Source organism: Nitrosomonas sp., assembly GCF_019752415.1.
Taxonomy (GTDB): Bacteria; Pseudomonadota; Gammaproteobacteria; order Burkholderiales; family Nitrosomonadaceae; genus Nitrosomonas.
Genome location: NZ_JAIEME010000104.1, coordinates 1 through 17546 on the forward strand (window position 1 = coordinate 1; position 17546 = coordinate 17546).

Here is a 17546-nt window from a genome sequence, read left to right on the forward strand (position 1 = left end):
AAACTGTTACCGCCAGCGTATTGTTCTCCGGGAGTCAACCCCTTCAGCACCTCAACCATCTCGCCATCATTACGGCCTAACTCCAAAGGACGAACTTCGAAATACTGATCATAACGGCCAAATACCACTGACCAATCGCGCAGCGTTTGAATAGCAGCGACTGAAACAGCCACAGGAACCTGAATTTCTTCCGCCACCAATTCGGCATTTACAAACATACCGGGGCGCCATTGACCTTCTTGATTATCCAATTCGACCCGCGCTGTTGCGGTACGTGTTTGCCCGCCGATTAACGTCGAAATATAGGTAATAGTTCCTTCGCTTTCCACATCGTAAGCAGTCGCTTTCACTGCTACTTTCTGACCCTCCCTAACCACATTCAGATCTTTTGGATAAACCGTAATAGCCGTCCACACAGTGGAGACATCCGCGACGGTATAAATTTCCCGGTCTTCTTTGACCGCTTCACCCAATGCGATGGCTTTGGCAATAATGATCCCGGAAATCGGCGAACGTATTTCATAACGCGAAATAGTTGTCTTTGAATGATTGGATTCCGGTTGCACACCCAGTGCAATCAACTTCGTAGCAGCCAATTCCAGTGCAATTTCTGCTTCATTCCATAACTCCTGCGCCAAAAGAAAATCCTGCTTAGCGCTAATCTTTTCTTCCCATAATTGTTTCTCGCGCTCGTAGGTAGCCCTTGTCAATCCCAGCCGCTTCTTAGCAACATAATACTGGCTGCGTAAATCCGCCAACATCGGACTTTCGAGAACCGCCAGCACCTCGCCTTTTTTCACGTGCTGCCCATGATGGCCTTGAACGGCAGTCACCATGCCGGCAACCCGCGGCACTACCCGCACTATGGTATGTTCGTTGAATGTCACTTCACCCGGCAGTTTGAGTTTTGGCTTGATGATCGCTGGCCCTGCCGTCAAAAGTACAACGCCCATGCTTTTCAGCATGGCATCCGGAATTTCCACCCGCCCCTCGATCTGGCTGTAACTCCAGCGCATTACTTTGCCATTGCGTTCCGCCGCAATCGCGATATCAAATGAATGCGGCTCTTCCACTTCTTGGTCTCCCAGCAGATAATCCGCTTCGGGAGTAAATTTGAACAATTGTGAGGGCGCTCCCAGCCGGGATAATGTAATTGCGAGATGCGCTGCTGTTGGCGGCAACAACTTACCCTTTTCATACAAATAAATCCGGAACTGTGGTGGTACGCCTTTCTCAAAAATAGTCAGCTCCACACTAAGATCACTACCGGTGAATAACTTACCGCCTCTTGGCCCAATACCCGGTTGATTTCCATCTAATTTCTCATTGGCATTGATGTGTGCCGCTTCCTCTGTCACCGCAGAAGGCTTATCCAGCGTTAAAATCAATCCACCCACAACAATCCCTATGACAATCACAATCAGGATTGGCATCCATCGCGCTTTATTCATAATTTAATCCTTAACCTTTTCCCGCCACTAGGGTTGGCGTATGTTAATTTCATGATTCGGCTTGACACTATCGATAGGCCCTGCAATCAGGCGCTCGATGTCGTTTACCAACCGTTGATAGTTTGCCAGTGCACGTACATAGAGCACTTGATTCTGAAATAAAACACGTTGCGCATCCAGCAGCTCCAGCAAACCAAATTTCCCCAACTCATAGCCCCTACGCATCACATGGAAAGCACTTTGAGCGCCGGGCAATATTTCATCACGCAATATGTTAATTTCATTCCATGCTGCGGACATCGCTTCATAAGATTGCGTGAGCTCAGTTCTCAACCGTAATTCCATCGCGGCTCGCTCATCCATGGCTTTGTCCACCCGTTGATAAGCATCTTTGATATTTCCTTGGTTACGATCGAACAGTGGCAACGGCACCATGACACTCGCTATAGCCGTATTGCCGCCCACTAACGCATAATTCACAACCCCTGCATTTATGGTCAGATTGGGAATGCGGCGCGTTTGCTCTACTTCCAGCAACGCTTTACGTTGTTCAATATTCTTCATCGCACGCTGCGCCATTGGATTACTCAAAACACGCTCTTCCAACATTTGCAAATTAGGCGGGGCAATCAGCGTTTCAAGATTCCCCAGCGCCTTGCTAAATTGTGGAGAAGAGTTATTCCACAATAACGCCAGCCGCTTCCGTGCAGATATTAAATCCCGTTGCGCTTGTTCATATTCAATACGCGTAGTCGATAGCCCCACCCTGACTCTAGTTTCCTCAATAGGCGCCACTTTCCCGCCTTGCACACGTTTGGTCACGCTATTAACCACGTTTTGTGAAACTTGCCGGGTTTCTTCAGCAAGCCTGAGCCGCTCTTGCGCAGCGAGCACTTCCGTAAACACATTGGCCACTCTGGCAATAATTTCCACCCGCCGGGTTTCATAATCCATGGCGGCCAGTTCTTCACCCAATAGCGCCGCACTGACCCGGGCCGCACGTTTGCCGCCCAGCTCTATCAATTGGCCAATCCGAATAGTCGTAACCTGCTGTACTACTTCCTGCACTATTGATTCAGGTGCATTAATATCGCCGCGCAGCTTTTGGATATTTCCGATATTTTCAACGTTGACTGAAAGCTCCGGATTTCTCAACAAACCCGCTTGCAGTGTCACCCCTTCCAACGCACGCATTTCCTTGGAAAAAGCTGCCAATTCCGGATTTTGAAGCAGTGCAAGACTAATTGCGTGACGTAAAGTGAGATCATTCTTATCATCGCTATTTACCGAATCAGCCAGATAATCATTTTTCCCGCCAGACAATTTGTTAAGAGAATCAGCCCCGGCGTTCTTTATCTGAACTGAGAAACTCAGCAAGAGAATAGAACCCAGCAGCATAACCCGTAATTCTGGTGCCACCCAATAGCGTAATGCTATTAATAGGTCACTCAATTTCATAGAAAACCTCCGCATTGCTCAAGCCTATCAAAACAGGTTATTCGGCCTAGCTTGAATTAGCCTGTTTTTACGATGCTATGGATCAAAGAAACGATCCACAAACAACACAATTTTAAAATTTAGCTTAAAGAAAGGTTTCGAGGAGGCCGGAGCGGGAGATCGGGAATCGTTTCTGGAATAATGGCAGAAATGAATACAGATAAAGCTTCTGTGACGATCTGATCCGGTATCAGAGGAAAAGAATTAAAGAAAAAAGGTTGGTACTGCCCCGCCGAATGCAGACATAAATGCGTTGCCGCATCAAGATCCACACCATCTCTGGCAACACTATTCCGATGCAATTCCAGATGTGTCGCAGGATCAGACGATAGCGCCTGGCGGATATGATCCAGTTCGTGCGCAAATACTTCCCCTTTGAATGACAAACTCAGTCCATTCGTCAATATGCAGACAATCAACATAAGAATGATCGGATAAGTAGAGTATTTCCGCATAGGGGTCTGATTTATAATAAGTGAAAAGTTTCACTCAAAGTATAATGATTTCACATTATTAAAATATTTGCAATTCAAAAGCTTCTGCGATAAGCCCTATTTTCAAATGACCTCCATTCCTTCCTGAGCTAACATGTCGACCAAAGCAATGAGCGGCAATCCAATCAACCCGCTTGGATCATCTCCAGTCATCTGCTCGATCAGTGCGATGCCAAGCCCTTCAGATTTTGCACTACCCGCACAATGGTAAGGCTGTTCTTTAAGCAGATAATTTTCAATTTGTTGATCACTGAATTGCCGGAATTTCACATGATAAGGAATAACACACATTTGCAACCGATCAGTAAAACTATTCAGGAGACATAAAGCCGTATAAAAAACAGCTTCCTTACCACGGACTCGTCTGAGCTGTTCGGTTGCATTGGCATGGTTCAGTGGCTTTCCGAGGCGAAAATCTCCCAATGCCGCCACTTGATCTGAGCCTATAATGAGAGCTTGCGGGTAAATTTTAGCAACTGCACGTGCTTTTGCTTCCGCCAATCGTGCAGCGGTTTCTTCGGGCGACTCATTGGACAACGGCGTTTCATTGATTTGAGGACTGATTGTTTCAAATGGAATCTGTAGGCGCTGAAGCAATTCTTTGCGATAAATCGAACTTGATCCCAATATTATTTTCGGGGTAGTGTTTTGTGTTTTCAAAATTTCCTTCTGATTTTTCTTCTGATTTTTTGACACGTAAGAGTAAAAAATATAACATGCGCGCCTTATGTCTGTAAGCTTTGTGATAAACCCCTTAGATTTTGTACAGAATGCGGGCATACATCATGGTAAAATCCCGGTGGATGCGCTTGTGCGTTTGCATGATTTTCTGTTTGACAAAGAAGGGGAGCTAATCTACCAAATCAGTGGTCAGTTTGACAAGCATGAAAAACCCGGCCTGCATTTGGAGATTAACGGTAAAATACATCTTAGCTGCCAGCGTTGTCTAGGAAAATTATTACATACAATTGATTTGCAAACATCCTTAGTGCTGGTGAAGACTGAAGCGGAACTGGATCAGGCTGACGAAGACGATACTGCCGATGCAATTTTAGCTACACCTGATATGGACGTGATCAGTTTAATTGAGGATGAAGTCATTCTCAGCTTACCGATTTCATCATGGCATGCAGAGGGTGAATGCAACGTGCAGGAATTAGAATCAATCAAAGAAAATCTGACCAACAAGCAATCAGCGCACCCTTTTGCAGCGTTATTGGCATTAAAAAAGACAAATTGAGTTTAAGGAGTTATTCACATGGCAGTCCAACAAAATAAAAAATCCCCTTCGAAACGCGGTATGCACCGTTCGCATGATTTTCTGACTAGTCCACCATTAGCTGTTGAATCAAGTACTGGAGAAATTCATTTACGTCACCATATTAGCCCTAATGGATATTATCGTGGCAAGAAAGTTGTTAAAACCAAAAACGATTAAACATAATTTCTATTGCTACAAGCCGTATTAAATATATAGTTTCTCCCAGCCACAAGAGCACTGAAATTGGATATTACTGTAGCAATAGACTGCATGGGTGGTGATCATGGCCCCCATGTAACAGTCCCATCAGCGGTTGAATATTTGCGCAGCGATCCTGAAGCCAATATCATTCTAGTCGGCATTCCTGATGCCATTGCGGCAGAGTTACGCGCCGCAAATTCTGAATTTGGTCCGAGAATTCGATTACATCCAGCGAGTGAAGTTGTCAGCATGGATGAATCCCCTTCGGTCGCCCTGCGAAGCAAGAAAGACTCCTCAATGCGCGTTTCCATTAATCTCGTTAAAACGGGTGAAGCACAAGCTTGTATCAGTGCCGGGAACACGGGCGCATTGCTAGCAACTTCGCGGTTTGTATTGAAAACAATCCCGGGGGTTGACCGCCCTGCACTTGCCGTCATATTACCCACTATTACCGGTCACACCTACGTATTGGATTTGGGTGCCAACGTCGACTGCACAGCGGAGCACTTATTTCAGTTTGGTCTCATGGGCGCTTCGCTGGTATCCTCTGTGGAAAATAAAGCATTCCCAAGCGTTGGCTTGCTCAATATTGGTGAAGAGGAAATCAAGGGCAATGAGATAGTTAAACAAGCGGCTGAACTACTACGCAATAGCGGGCTTAATTTTTATGGTAATGTTGAAGGCACAGACATTTATAAGGGAACTACTGATGTCGTGGTTTGTGATGGATTTGTCGGCAATATCACTCTAAAAACTTCAGAAGGCCTGGCACAAATGCTGGCAACCTATCTGCGCGAAGAATTCAAGCGCAATTTACTCACCAAACTAGCTGGTATTATTGCAATGCCGGTTATCAATTCCTTTAAACGACGCGTCGATCATCGTCGATACAATGGCGCCAGTTTCCTGGGCTTACGCGGCATTGTGATTAAAAGTCATGGTTCTGCAGACAAATATGCGTTTGGTTTTGCCATAAAACGCGCCGCTGAAGAAGTTCGTGGCGGGATGCTGCGGCATATCAGTGAACGGGTAGCCGAGTTTTCCCGGCATTCTCAGACCACTTCAAAAGAAATTATAAAATAATGTATTCAAGAATCACTGGAACAGGTAGTTATTTACCGGAAAAAATCCTCACCAACCTTGATCTGGAACGCATGATGGATACCAGTGACGAATGGATACGAACGCGCACAGGTATCACCCAGCGGCATATTGCCAGTGAGGATCAAGTAGCCAGCGATTTGGCTTTATATGCATGTCAGAATGCCATGAAGGCTGCTGGTGTAACCAATAAAGATATCGATCTCATCATTGTCGCCACCACGACTCCGGACATGATTTTTCCCAGCACTGCCTGTATTCTACAAAATAAACTGGGTATAGAAAACTGCCCGGCATTTGATGTTCAAGCCGTCTGTAGCGGTTTTGTATATGCGCTGGCTACCGCCGACATGTTCGTGAGTTCTGGTAAGTGCCGGAATGCATTAGTAGTCGGCACCGAAATCTATTCTAAAATACTTGACTGGAACGATCGCAGCACTTGCGTTTTATTTGGCGATGGCGCCGGTGCCGTAGTGCTTTCGCAAAACGACCATCCGGGTATTTTATCCACCCACCTCCATGCCAATGGTAGCTATAGTAATATCTTATCAGCACCGGGTTGTATCAGCGGTGGAAAAGTACAAGGTACGCCCTACATCAACATGGAAGGTAATACCGTTTTTAAATTCGCCGTCAAAGTTCTTGAAGAAGTAGTGCAAGAGGCTATAGCCAAAAATAATTTACAGACGACGGATATCGATTGGTTAATTCCTCATCAAGCCAATATCCGGATTATTCAATCAACGGCAAAAAAACTCGGATTGCCCATGGATAAAGTAGTTGTAGCTGTAGACAAACATGGCAACACTTCTGCGGCTTCCATTCCGCTCGCGCTCGACATGGCGGTACGTGACGGACGCATCCAACCTGATCAGCTGATCCTATTAGAGGGTGTTGGCGGCGGATTCACATGGGGTGCAGTCATACTGCGCTGGTGATTATGAAATTTGCATTTGTATTTCCAGGTCAAGGGTCGCAATCTGTTGGAATGATCAATGGGTATAAGGATTTACCGATCGTTCAGGAAACCTTTCAGGAAGCATCCGATATCCTCAAACAGGATTTTTGGTCTATGGTGAATAATGGACCGGCGGATGACCTCAATCTCACCATCAATACACAACCGCTCGTGTTAACCGCAGGGGTGGCTGTGTATCGTGCATGGACCAGTTTAGAAGGCGGCAATCCAGCACTCCTGGCCGGACATAGTCTGGGCGAATACACCGCATTGGTCGCAGCCGAAGCGCTGAGTTTTGCTGATGCGTTATCGCTGGTGCGCTTCCGTGCGCAAGCTATGCAACAAGCCGTACCTGACGGTGTGGGTGGCATGGCGGCTATTCTCGGATTAGAGGACGAACTCATTGAAGCAATATGTCATGACATCACAAACCAAGGTCAAGGAGAATCTCTTGAGCCGGCCAATTTTAATTCGCCCGGTCAGGTAGTAATTGCCGGGCACAAAAATGCCATCCTGCAAGGAATTGAAATGGCTAAATCCAAAGGGGCAAAACGTGCAATCATGTTGCCAATGAGCATCCCTTCGCATTGCTCATTGATGAGATCAGCAGCCGAAAGTATGCAACAGCAACTGGAGCACGTAATGCTGCACCCCCCTAAAATCCAAATTCTGCATAACGCCGATGTAAAACCGCATCCCGATACCGCAGGTATTAAGAAAATTTTGGTTCAACAGCTTATCAGCTCTGTCCGCTGGGTAGACACAATTCGAGCCTTTGCCGCTGCCGGTATAACTCATGTCGTCGAATGTGGACCGGGAAAGATATTGGCCGGACTAAACAAACGAATCGATCAGAATTTACAGCAACTATCACTGGAAAACAGTGAAACAATCAGACAAGCTGTTAAAAATTTAAGGATAATATAGCGACAATGAACATTTGCTACGAACAGTCATGGCTCTATTCATGGAGGCATGATTTTGGAAAATAAAATAACTTTAGTAACAGGTGCCAGCCGAGGAATTGGACAAGCCATCGCGCTCAAGCTTGGCCAATTGGGTGCTGTTGTGATTGGTACTGCAACCACTGAAAGCGGTACAAACACGATTAATCAATATTTTGAGAAAGCCGGCATCAAAGGCATCGGCATCACTCTGAATGTGAATGATACCGAGCAAATTAACAGTACGATTCAAATCATTCGCGAAAAATTTGGTGAAGTGGAAATTTTGGTCAATAATGCCGGAGTCACGCGCGATAACCTGTTAGTGCGCATGAAAGATGAAGAATGGGATGAAATCATTGAAACTGATTTAAAATCAGTGTTCCGGTTAAGTCGCGCAGTCCTCCGTGCTATGATGAAAGCCCGCCACGGCCGCATCATCAATATTACCTCTGTTGTCGGTGCAATGGGAAATATGGGACAAACAAACTACGCTGCAGCCAAAGCAGGTGTATTTGGTTTTAGTAAATCATTGGCTCGTGAAGTTGGCAGTCGCAATATTACTGTAAACTGTGTTGCTCCTGGTTTTATTGATACAGACATGACACGCGCACTGACTGATGAACTTCAACAAAACTTAATTCAGCATGTTCCTTTGGGAAGATTAGGGCGGCCTGAAGAAGTCGCTTCAGCCGTGGCATTTTTAGCCTCATCTGCAGCGGGTTATATTACAGGCACCACACTCCATGTCAACGGCGGAATGTATATGGACTAAATTACAAACTATTGAAGAATCAGAGCTGCGCAATTCGCAGTTATATGTTTCAGTTTTGCTAGCATTGAAAATTTGCTAGAATGAATATGTTAATCTTACCGAGAAGGAAATACCTAGATGGAAAATATTGAGCAGCGTATTAGAAAGATTGTAGCTGAACAGCTAGGCGTGAATGAAGCAGAAGTCAAGAATGAATCATCTTTCGTGAATGATTTGGGAGCAGACTCTCTCGACACAGTCGAACTGGTCATGGCATTAGAGGAAGAATTCGAATGCGAGATTCCAGATGAACAAGCTGAGAAAATAAATACCGTCCAGGAAGCAATTAACTACGTCACTGCTAATACTAATTAGTATTTTGTTTTTTAAGTACCTGTAAGCGGAGTTATTTTGTCCAAACGTAAGGTAGTAGTTACCGGATTAGGTATTGTTTCGCCTGTTGGAAACACGGTATCAAATGCATGGGAAAATATCATCTCAGGAAAGTCCGGTATCACTCGGATAACTCGTTTTGATGCCTCCAATTTCACTTCGCAAATTGCTGGTGAAGTAAAAGATTTTGATATTCAACAATACTTATCTGTCAAAGAAGCACGTCGCATGGATACTTTTATCCATTATGGCATGGCTGCAGCAATTCAGGCTGTTAAAGATGCTGGTATAGATGATATTGGGCAGCTTGATCCAGAACAAATCGGTGTTAATATCGGTTCAGGCATCGGTGGTTTGCCTATGATTGAGAATACAGATATTGCTTACCATGCAGGCGGGCCACGTAAAATATCTCCTTTCTTTATCCCCAGCACGATCATCAATATGATCGCAGGTAACTTATCCATCATGTTTGGTTATAAAGGACCCAACATAGCAATTGTGACCGCCTGTACCACGGCCACACACAGTATCGGCAATTCGGCCCGCATGATTGAATATGGTGATGCTGATGTGATGGTTTGCGGTGGTGCCGAATCCTGTGTAACACCGCTTGCCATCGGCGGGTTTGCTGCTGCAAGAGCTTTATCGGCGCATAATTCTGATCCGGAATCTGCAAGTCGGCCCTGGGATATCGATCGTGATGGCTTTGTGCTGGGTGAAGGTGCCGGAGTTTTAGTACTGGAGGAATTAGAACACGCAAAACGCCGGGGAGCGAAAATTTATGCGGAATTAGCTGGTTTTGGCATGAGTGCCGACGCATATCATATGACAGCGCCAAGTGATGATGGTGAAGGCGCAGCACGCTGCATGTCTAATGCCCTTAAAAATGCAGGTATTAATACTACAGAAGTCGATTACATTAATGCACATGGCACATCTACCCCGTTGGGTGATATCGCTGAAACAATTGCCGTTAAACGTTGTTTCGGTGACTACGCGAGCAAACTTGCCGTCAATTCGACAAAATCAATGACAGGACATTTACTCGGTGCTGCCGGTGGTATAGAGGCAATCTTCTCCGTATTGGCAATACATCATCAGATTGCCCCCCCCACAATCAACCTCGTCAATCAAGATCCGCAATGTGATCTGGACTATATCCCTAATACAGCAAGAACTATGGACATCAAAGTTGCATTATCGAACTCCTTCGGGTTTGGGGGAACTAACGGAACGCTTGTTTTCCGTAGCGTATAAAAAACTTTACCTTTTTGTGGCGCATGCCTACGCTAAAACGCCTTCTATTTTTGATCTTAGCTATCGCTATTCTGTTCATTGGATGGCTTTATCTTCATGTCCATTCAAGTATTTCGCTTCCTGCCATACCCTATGAGTTCTCTATCCGTCCCGGCAGTAATCTAAAACAAGTTTCGCAACAACTGGCCGATGCAGGTGTTTTTCCCAGCAAATGGCCATTGATACTATTAGCACGCTATCTGAGTCAGGACTCAGCAATCAGAGCCGGTGACTATCAGCTGAATGAAAATATCTCTCAAATAGCGTTATTAGATTACCTGACCAAGGGTGATGCAAAGCAGAATGAAATAAGATTTCTTGAAGGTTCCACTTTTGCGCAAATGCGCAAAGTATTAAACGAGCACTCAGCCATACAGAGCCAAACAGCCAGCCTGAGTGATCAGGAAATACTACAGTTAATCGGCGCAACTGAAACAGCTGCCGAAGGATTATTTTTCCCAGATACTTATTATTTTATTAAAAATAGCAGTGATATAGAAATTCTGCAGCGTGCCTATCAAACCATGCAGAATCATTTACAATTCAGCTGGTCGTCACGGGCCGAATCTTTACCGTTAGCCACACCTTATGAAGCACTTATTCTTGCTTCCTTAATAGAGAAAGAAACCGGATTGGAAAGTGATCGCACCACGATAGCCGGTGTTTTCATCAACCGACTGCGTAAAGGCATGCGGTTGCAAACAGACCCAACTATTATCTATGGTCTGGGTGAGCAATTCGATGGGAATCTGCGCAAAAAAGACCTGCTTACCGACCAGGAATACAACACTTATACGCGCTCAGGCTTGCCGCCCACTCCCATTGCCTTACCCAGTCTTGCCTCCATCCGTGCAGCACTCAATCCGGCTGAAACCGATGCGCTCTATTTTGTCGCAAAAGGTAATGGGGAATCTCAATTTTCCAGCAATCTGTCAGACCATAATAAAGCGGTCAATAAATACCAAAAACTACAAAAATAAAATAATGCCGCCAATAATCAAGTGTCAATTTTAATCTGTGGAGCTACATGACCCAATTTTCCATCATAGTACCCACACTGAATGAATCCGAGAATGTTGATTTACTCTTAACCCGCTTATTTGCACTGGATCTTAAACCGGGTAGTTTTGAAGTCATTTTTGTTGATGATGGTTCCACGGATGGTACCCCTGACAAGGTTCGCGCCTGGGAGAATCGATCAAATGTTCATCTCATCGAGCGACGAGAAAAACCGGATCTGACCGCATCGATACTGGCAGGAACTGCGACGGCCCAAAGCGATGTCATCGTGGTCATGGATGCAGATCTAAGTCATCCTCCCGAACGCTTACCGGCTATCGTCGCCCCCGTACTCAACAACACCCATGACTTAGCCATTGGCAGCCGCTATATTGCGGGCGGCAGTACTGAGAATTGGCCGCTGTACCGGCAATTGCTGTCACGTGTTGGTGGCTGGATAGCGCGCCCGATTTGTGATGTAAATGACGCCACGTCCGGTTTCTTTGCATTCCGTCGCGAACTGACTGGAAGTATTTCAAATAATGCCCATGGCTACAAAATTCTGCTCGAACTGCTCATGGCTAATCAGGGAAAGCTTCGCGTCACCGAAGTACCCATTTGTTTCCATGATCGCACGCATGGCACCTCCAAATTGTCTTTCTCGCACCAGCAAGCTTATATACAACGCTTGATTACATTAGCCGGTGGTACGGCCACACTCAATACGGCTGGCCGCTTTGCCGCGGTGGGATTGCTGGGTGTTTTAATTGATGCGATCATTTTTCAGTGGATGATCAGCCGTGACGCCGGGCTTGCTCTGGCTCACTTTGTAAGTTTCTTTGTCGCCGCAACGGTGAACTATACCCTTAATTCAAAATGGGCATTCCGTGAACACCACACAGGCTATCTGCAATGGCATCAATTTGGCCGCTTCCTGACTGTGGGTGCATTCGCGTTGTTACTGCGCGGAGGTGTATTAGCTTTACTCGTTTATATCTGGCACGTACCGCCCCTGCTGGCAATTTTTCCGGCGATCATCGCTACTGCGGCCGTAAACTACTTAGGTTCCGCTTTTTATGTATTTCCCAATAAAGAAAACCCGCCATCTCTTGAAATACGCTGGCGCACAGCAGCGATTGGTATCGTCATATTTATCATATTACTGCGTTTAGTTTATTTTGGTCTGGCACAACTCATCCCAGATGAAGCGTATTACTGGCAGTATGCGCAACACATGGATCTGAGTTTCTATGATCATCCTCCCATGGTGGCTTGGTTAATCTGGTTCGGCACATCACTCCTGGGGCACAATGAATTTGGCGTACGCATTGGCGCCCTCTTCTGTGGCTTTGTGACCATGGGTTATCTATATGCACTGGCGCAAAACTTATACAACAAATCCACCGCAATGCGCACGGTATTATTGCTGTCTATTCTGCCAATGGGATTTGCTTCCGGCCTACTGATGACACCTGATGCGCCATTAGTCGCAACTTGGGCTGCCACACTGTATTACATGGAACGCGCATTATTAGCCGGTCAACGCACGGCATGGCTGGGTATGGGAATCGCTTTCGGTCTTGGATTACTATCCAAATACACCCTGGGGCTATTGGGTATGGCGGCATTGGTATTTGTCATAATCGATCCAACAGCACGCCGCTGGATGAAACATCCTCATCCATACCTAGCCGCGTTATTGGCAGTGTTACTCTTTTCACCGGTCATCATCTGGAACTACGAAAATAATTGGGCATCCTTCGCTTTTCAGTCGAATCGCGTGTTGGCGGACAGCTATAAATTCTCAGTACATTATTTGATTGCCCACATTATCATCCTGCTAACACCAGTCGGCTTTATTGCAGCTGCATTGGCCTTATTTACAATCAAAGAACCTGAGGCACATCAACTTGAGCGCAGGCGTCAATTATTCGTACAAGTTTTCGCCGGCGTCCCAATATTCATTTGTTTCGCACTCAGCACTTTTGATGCGCCGCGTTTTCACTGGACTGGTCCAATCTGGCTTGCAATATTACCGACAATCGCCTGGATGATGGGTCAGACCGGCCAGCTGAGCGCATTGGCCAAACGCATCCAGACAACTTGGCGAGCGACTATTATTACATGCATCTTTGCTTATGCCTTTGTACTGCACTACGTAGTACTGGGAATTCCAGGCATTCCTTACCACCTATTCACTGAACATTATTTCTGGCGAGAAACGGCTGCTGAAATTACACAGATTGCCGAAGAAGTCAAAAATCAGACCGGCAAAGAGCCCATTATTGTCGGCATGAGCAAATGGTCTGTTGCCAGCGCGCTATATTTTTACACCCATGGTCACACACAATTAGATATCCGTGCACGTAATATGTTTGGTGATAGTGGTGCTATGTATGAATTCTGGTTTCCTTCTCAAGCACCCACTGACCGACCCATCATTCAGGTTGGTATGAAACGCCGTCATTTAGAAAAAACCCGGAAGGGTGCGGATGTTAAACAGATGCTCGATCAACCTGGCGCCATTGAATATCGTGTTATTGAACGCTATGGCACAGCGGTGCGTCGCGTCTATTACCGAGTTTCCCGGGGATTTAAAGGGACAAACTTACCTGCGATACCGTAAGAATCAGTACAGAAAAACCCATCCGACATGCAATTAATGATAAAAATACGAATATTAGTATTCTTAATTTTTACTTGACCGAGTACTCTGCAACCTGCCATGTCTCATTCTGAGTCTTTGCCAGTGTTACGGTCTCAAATGCCAATCCTTTTTCTGGGAAAGTTGTGTAAAACTGGAGCACAACATATTCTCCGTCCGGAAATCCTGATAATGATTTTCCAGAAGCAGCCGTTGCAATATACCTAGCACTCATTGCGCCACGTGCCCCCCTGGTTGCTGTAATTGATTTGATCCACTCAGATTCGGATTTTTTCAATTTAAACAGCGCGGATGAATTCTCCCAGCTTTCTTTATATTTCCCACTATCAATCAACCCAAGCCAGGAACGCGCGCTACTTTCTACTTTTTCGAGAATAGTACTCTCTTCCGCATAAACAACACTCGTACAGAAAAGCAACAGCAATAACACAATTAACCGTTTTATCATTGTAACTCCTTATAAAAAAGCTCCGTATTTGCAATCACTTCAAACACTAGTCATGTGGAAAAATATTCCCCATCAGCCAGATAGTTGAAATTCCTAATAATATCAATGCGACTTGCTGGATAGTTGCATTAATTTCTGGGCGCTTATGCAAACTTGGAATCAAATCAGACATCGCCACATAAATCATGCTGGCTGATGCAAGTCCTAATAGCGGTTGTATCAGAAAATTCATCTTGTGCAACATGAAATAGGCCAATACACCGCCAACCAAGGTCGCCAAACTGGATAACAAATTCATCAAAAATGCCATGCGGCGCGTGTAACCGGAATTCAAAAGAATTATGAAATCCCCTGCTTCTTGAGGAATTTCATGGGCGATAATAGCGATGGATGTCACAATACCCAGTTGCACATCCACCATGAAAGCAGCAGCAATCAAAATACCGTCGACAAAATTATGAAAGGTATCACCCACAATAACCATCATTCCGCTACGCCCGTGATCATGCTCGTGCTGAATAGTGGTTGTTGCTGCAGAACCATGCAATGGATCATGCGCTTCGCAGTCCTCGATATGGCAATGACGCCACAACACTAATTTTTCCAGAATGAAAAAAATCAAAATCCCAATTAATACAGTGACAGTCACCTGCATCGGGTTTTCAGAAAGTTCGAAGGCTTCTGGCAAAGTATTGAGAAAAGCGGCTCCCAATAAAGCGCCAATCGCATAAGAAACCAGTATGGAAAGCCACGATATTCGCATATTGAATGCCAATACTGCTGCACACAATAAGCTTAATATTCCTCCAAGTAAGCTGGCGGCAATAATCCAGGTAAGCGTTGACATAAAGTGAATTGAAAAACAAAGGCGGGATTATACGCTGTTGTAAGGCAATAAATTAACAAGTTAAAGCCGCATTTACTCAAGCCAGATTAAGGCAGCCATTCGCCCGGTTTCACCATCCCGGCGATAAGAAAAAAAACGCTCGGGATCACTGAATGTACAAATCCCTCCGCCATAAATCTCTGTAATGCCAATACTTGTCAATCGCTGACGAGCCAGCAAAAAAATATCCGCTAGCCATTTCTTTTCATGACTACTGTGCTTAGGCACAAAAGCTTGCGCCGCCTGCACATCTTGCTGCACGAAAGCTTCGTAAACATCTCCACCGACTTCAAAGTGATCGGGCCCAATAGCCGGGCCCAGCCATGCCATCAGCTGATTGTGATCCACTGCCATTGCAACAATGGATTGTTCAAGGACACCTCCGGACAGTCCACGCCAGCCGGCATGAACAATACCCACCGTAGTACCTGCTGTGTCACACAGAAATACCGGCAAACAATCGGCAACCATGACAGCACAAACCACACCTTGTTGACGGCAAAGCGCAGCATCACCCTGCGGAGTTACCGTTGTCGTTTGATCAATCCAGATAGGCGACGTGCCATGCACTTGTTTCAACCAGTTCGGTTCCCCCGGTAAATGGCCGCGCAACAAAGCCCGGTTACACTCAACATCTGCCAGATTATCATTAACATGCGCACCCAAATTCAAAGAAGCATACGCACCATTTGCACCACGACTCACCCCGCCATTGCGGGTTGTAAAAAGCGCTTTCACATTTCCGGGTGCCGGCCAATCAGGGATTATCCAATCAATCATAGGTATATAATCTTTAGAGAACGTCCAATATCCTTTTTCAAAATAAGTATTTCCTATTAATCACAAACTAATTAAACCTTGAATCCAACATTTCTGGGTTAAAATATCAAGCTTGAAGTTTTCTTCCGGATTCAGACTTGTTCAAATCAATTCTCAATTCATTCCTGACTTCATAAAATTGCAAAACGGATCATGAGCGATCCAACAAACAGTCCCTAAGAATTGATAACAAAAGGCCAGATATAGGTAAACAGATGAATGATATAAAACACTTAATTAATTATACGCGTACATTTTTTATTTTCACGATAGCTTCTGCAGTATTGTTCATTTCCGCTGCCAGCGCCTTTGCCAATGATGAAGAAGAGTTTATCAAAGCTGCATTTGCAGGCAAACCGGAAACAATCAAGCAACTATTGGAAAAGGGTATTAACGTTAATTATCAGAATGACAAGGGCTTTAGCGCACTCATCATCGCTTCCCAATATGGTCATGCGGATATCGTCAATCTGTTGACGGAGAATAATGCCGATGTGGATCTGCAAAACGCCGGCGGCGCCACAGCTCTGATCATCGCTGCAAAAAATGGTTATGCCGAAGTTGTTAATGCGCTATTAAATAAAGGTGCCAAAGTTGATGCGCAGACTACGGATGGAATTACAGCGCTTATGCTGGCAACACAAAAAGGACATGAAAGTATTGTGGATGCGCTGCTGGCTAAAGGAGCCAATGTCAATTTGCAGACCAATGAGAAACTGACTGCCTTAATGCTTGCAGCACTGGATGGCAGAGCAAGCATTGCCGACAAGCTATTGGCAAGAAATGCGCAAATTGCTGTACAAGCGTCTGACAATACCACTGCCCTGTATATGGCCGCCAGAAACGGGCACACAGCGATCGTTAAAACGTTATTGGCCAAAAATGCGCCAGTTGATCTGTTAGCTGCTAACGATACCACGCCACTCTATATTGCTGCACAAAATGGACATACCGATGTTGTCAACGCACTACTGAAAAAAGGTGCCAAAGTAGATTTGAAAGATAAAAATGACGCGACAGCACTGACCCTCGCTTCGCTCATAGGCAATACTGAAATCGTCGATGCATTGATCAAACATGGCGCCAAAGTGGATCACAAGGCCTCCAATGGTTTCACAGCACTGATTCTGGCGGCGCAGAACGGGCATACGTCAGTCATAGAAAAATTATTGGAGAATAGCGCTAAAATCGACCTGCAAAATGAAGATGGCATTACACCGCTGATGTGGGCTGCTTTACATGATCATACCGATGCAGTGAAATTGTTGCTGGCAAAAGGTGCAAACCCAAAAATTAAAAGCAAAACAGAAAAAACCGCACTCGAAATTGCCAAAGACCCAGCTATTATTGAATTACTGCAAGCAGCAACACAATAG

At 45.3% G+C, this 17546-nt stretch carries 18 protein-coding genes; 11 read left to right on the forward strand and 7 right to left on the reverse strand.

The features are described 5' to 3' along the window. The 4 genes from K2P83_RS13790 to K2P83_RS13805 form a co-directional block, all read right to left on the reverse strand. Positions 1-1451, reverse strand: a 1451-nt coding sequence (locus K2P83_RS13790) for an efflux RND transporter periplasmic adaptor subunit (protein WP_292930161.1), incomplete at its 3' end; no start/stop codon positions are given. 27 nt (positions 1452-1478) lie between these two features. Continuing rightward, the gene (locus K2P83_RS13795) at positions 1479-2909 is read right to left on the reverse strand and encodes a TolC family protein (RefSeq protein WP_292930163.1); all 1431 of its coding nucleotides are present in this window, start codon (positions 2907-2909) and stop codon (positions 1479-1481) included. Between the two features lie 119 nt (positions 2910-3028). Beyond that, positions 3029-3403 carry a hypothetical protein gene (locus K2P83_RS13800; protein ID WP_292930165.1) on the reverse strand — a complete coding sequence of 125 codons (375 nt, stop codon included), beginning with the start codon at positions 3401-3403 and terminating at the stop codon, positions 3029-3031. Positions 3404-3505: 102 nt separating this feature from the next. After that, positions 3506-4102, reverse strand: coding sequence for a Maf family nucleotide pyrophosphatase (locus K2P83_RS13805; RefSeq protein WP_292930167.1), 597 nt, complete (start codon positions 4100-4102; stop codon positions 3506-3508). A 67-nt stretch (positions 4103-4169) separates the two neighbouring features. Between K2P83_RS13805 and K2P83_RS13810 the strand changes: the two genes are divergently transcribed. From K2P83_RS13810 to K2P83_RS13855, 10 genes are all read left to right on the forward strand, one after another. Beyond that, on the forward strand, positions 4170-4682 hold the full coding sequence (locus tag K2P83_RS13810) for a YceD family protein (protein ID WP_292930169.1): 513 nt from the start codon (positions 4170-4172) through the stop codon (positions 4680-4682). Between the two features lie 18 nt (positions 4683-4700). Further along, a complete protein-coding gene (gene rpmF / locus K2P83_RS13815; RefSeq protein ID WP_090316306.1) occupies positions 4701-4880 on the forward strand; it encodes a 50S ribosomal protein L32 in 180 nt (59 codons plus the stop codon). Between the two features lie 66 nt (positions 4881-4946). Next, positions 4947-5987, forward strand: a complete 1041-nt coding sequence (gene plsX / locus K2P83_RS13820) for a phosphate acyltransferase PlsX (RefSeq protein ID WP_292930171.1) — start codon at positions 4947-4949, stop codon at positions 5985-5987. After that, positions 5987-6943, forward strand: coding sequence for a beta-ketoacyl-ACP synthase III (locus K2P83_RS13825; RefSeq protein WP_292930173.1), 957 nt, complete (start codon positions 5987-5989; stop codon positions 6941-6943). Before plsX ends, K2P83_RS13825 begins: the two co-directional genes overlap by 1 nt. Positions 6944-6945: 2 nt before the next feature. Continuing rightward, entirely contained in the window at positions 6946-7890 is a 945-nt protein-coding gene (gene fabD / locus K2P83_RS13830) for an ACP S-malonyltransferase (protein WP_292930175.1), read from the forward strand. 48 nt (positions 7891-7938) lie between these two features. After that, positions 7939-8682, forward strand: a complete 744-nt coding sequence (fabG, locus tag K2P83_RS13835) for a 3-oxoacyl-ACP reductase FabG (protein WP_292930177.1) — start codon at positions 7939-7941, stop codon at positions 8680-8682. 117 nt (positions 8683-8799) lie between these two features. After that, positions 8800-9036 carry an acyl carrier protein gene (acpP, locus tag K2P83_RS13840; RefSeq protein WP_292930179.1) on the forward strand — a complete coding sequence of 79 codons (237 nt, stop codon included), beginning with the start codon at positions 8800-8802 and terminating at the stop codon, positions 9034-9036. 36 nt (positions 9037-9072) lie between these two features. Further along, entirely contained in the window at positions 9073-10314 is a 1242-nt protein-coding gene (fabF, locus tag K2P83_RS13845; RefSeq protein ID WP_292930181.1) for a beta-ketoacyl-ACP synthase II, read from the forward strand. A gap of 23 nt (positions 10315-10337) precedes the next feature. After that, positions 10338-11333, forward strand: coding sequence for an endolytic transglycosylase MltG (gene mltG, locus K2P83_RS13850; RefSeq protein WP_292930183.1), 996 nt, complete (start codon positions 10338-10340; stop codon positions 11331-11333). A gap of 47 nt (positions 11334-11380) precedes the next feature. Next, on the forward strand, positions 11381-13978 hold the full coding sequence (locus K2P83_RS13855; RefSeq protein WP_292930185.1) for a glycosyltransferase family 39 protein: 2598 nt from the start codon (positions 11381-11383) through the stop codon (positions 13976-13978). A 70-nt stretch (positions 13979-14048) separates the two neighbouring features. Here the strand turns inward: K2P83_RS13855 and K2P83_RS13860 are convergent, their stop codons facing one another. The 3 genes from K2P83_RS13860 to pgeF form a co-directional block, all read right to left on the reverse strand. Continuing rightward, the gene (locus tag K2P83_RS13860; RefSeq protein ID WP_292930187.1) at positions 14049-14465 is read right to left on the reverse strand and encodes a DUF4019 domain-containing protein; all 417 of its coding nucleotides are present in this window, start codon (positions 14463-14465) and stop codon (positions 14049-14051) included. 46 nt (positions 14466-14511) lie between these two features. Continuing rightward, positions 14512-15312 (reverse strand): ZIP family metal transporter, encoded by an 801-nt coding sequence (locus tag K2P83_RS13865; protein ID WP_292930189.1) that lies wholly within the window; start codon positions 15310-15312, stop codon positions 14512-14514. Between the two features lie 72 nt (positions 15313-15384). Further along, positions 15385-16131: a peptidoglycan editing factor PgeF gene (pgeF, locus tag K2P83_RS13870; RefSeq protein ID WP_292930191.1), complete on the reverse strand. Its 747-nt coding sequence runs from the start codon at positions 16129-16131 to the stop codon at positions 15385-15387. Between the two features lie 254 nt (positions 16132-16385). On the opposite strand from pgeF, the gene K2P83_RS13875 reads away from it, so the two are divergent. After that, the gene (locus tag K2P83_RS13875; protein ID WP_292930193.1) at positions 16386-17546 is read left to right on the forward strand and encodes an ankyrin repeat domain-containing protein; all 1161 of its coding nucleotides are present in this window, start codon (positions 16386-16388) and stop codon (positions 17544-17546) included.

What these genes read in the sequence shown, in the direction of transcription:
- K2P83_RS13795 (WP_292930163.1), bottom strand. Translation starts at nt 2,909, where the DNA reads ATGAAATTGAGTGACCTATTAATAGCATTACGCTATTGGGTGGCACCA.
- K2P83_RS13855 (WP_292930185.1), top strand. Translation starts at nt 11,381, where the DNA reads ATGACCCAATTTTCCATCATAGTACCCACACTGAATGAATCCGAGAAT.
- K2P83_RS13800 (WP_292930165.1), bottom strand. Translation starts at nt 3,403, where the DNA reads ATGCGGAAATACTCTACTTATCCGATCATTCTTATGTTGATTGTCTGC.
- K2P83_RS13825 (WP_292930173.1), top strand. Translation starts at nt 5,987, where the DNA reads ATGTATTCAAGAATCACTGGAACAGGTAGTTATTTACCGGAAAAAATC.
- pgeF (WP_292930191.1), bottom strand. Translation starts at nt 16,131, where the DNA reads ATGATTGATTGGATAATCCCTGATTGGCCGGCACCCGGAAATGTGAAA.
- K2P83_RS13810 (WP_292930169.1), top strand. Translation starts at nt 4,170, where the DNA reads ATGTCTGTAAGCTTTGTGATAAACCCCTTAGATTTTGTACAGAATGCG.
- K2P83_RS13865 (WP_292930189.1), bottom strand. Translation starts at nt 15,312, where the DNA reads ATGTCAACGCTTACCTGGATTATTGCCGCCAGCTTACTTGGAGGAATA.
- acpP (WP_292930179.1), top strand. Translation starts at nt 8,800, where the DNA reads ATGGAAAATATTGAGCAGCGTATTAGAAAGATTGTAGCTGAACAGCTA.
- fabG (WP_292930177.1), top strand. Translation starts at nt 7,939, where the DNA reads ATGATTTTGGAAAATAAAATAACTTTAGTAACAGGTGCCAGCCGAGGA.
- rpmF (WP_090316306.1), top strand. Translation starts at nt 4,701, where the DNA reads ATGGCAGTCCAACAAAATAAAAAATCCCCTTCGAAACGCGGTATGCAC.
- mltG (WP_292930183.1), top strand. Translation starts at nt 10,338, where the DNA reads ATGCCTACGCTAAAACGCCTTCTATTTTTGATCTTAGCTATCGCTATT.
- fabD (WP_292930175.1), top strand. Translation starts at nt 6,946, where the DNA reads ATGAAATTTGCATTTGTATTTCCAGGTCAAGGGTCGCAATCTGTTGGA.
- K2P83_RS13860 (WP_292930187.1), bottom strand. Translation starts at nt 14,465, where the DNA reads ATGATAAAACGGTTAATTGTGTTATTGCTGTTGCTTTTCTGTACGAGT.
- K2P83_RS13875 (WP_292930193.1), top strand. Translation starts at nt 16,386, where the DNA reads ATGAATGATATAAAACACTTAATTAATTATACGCGTACATTTTTTATT.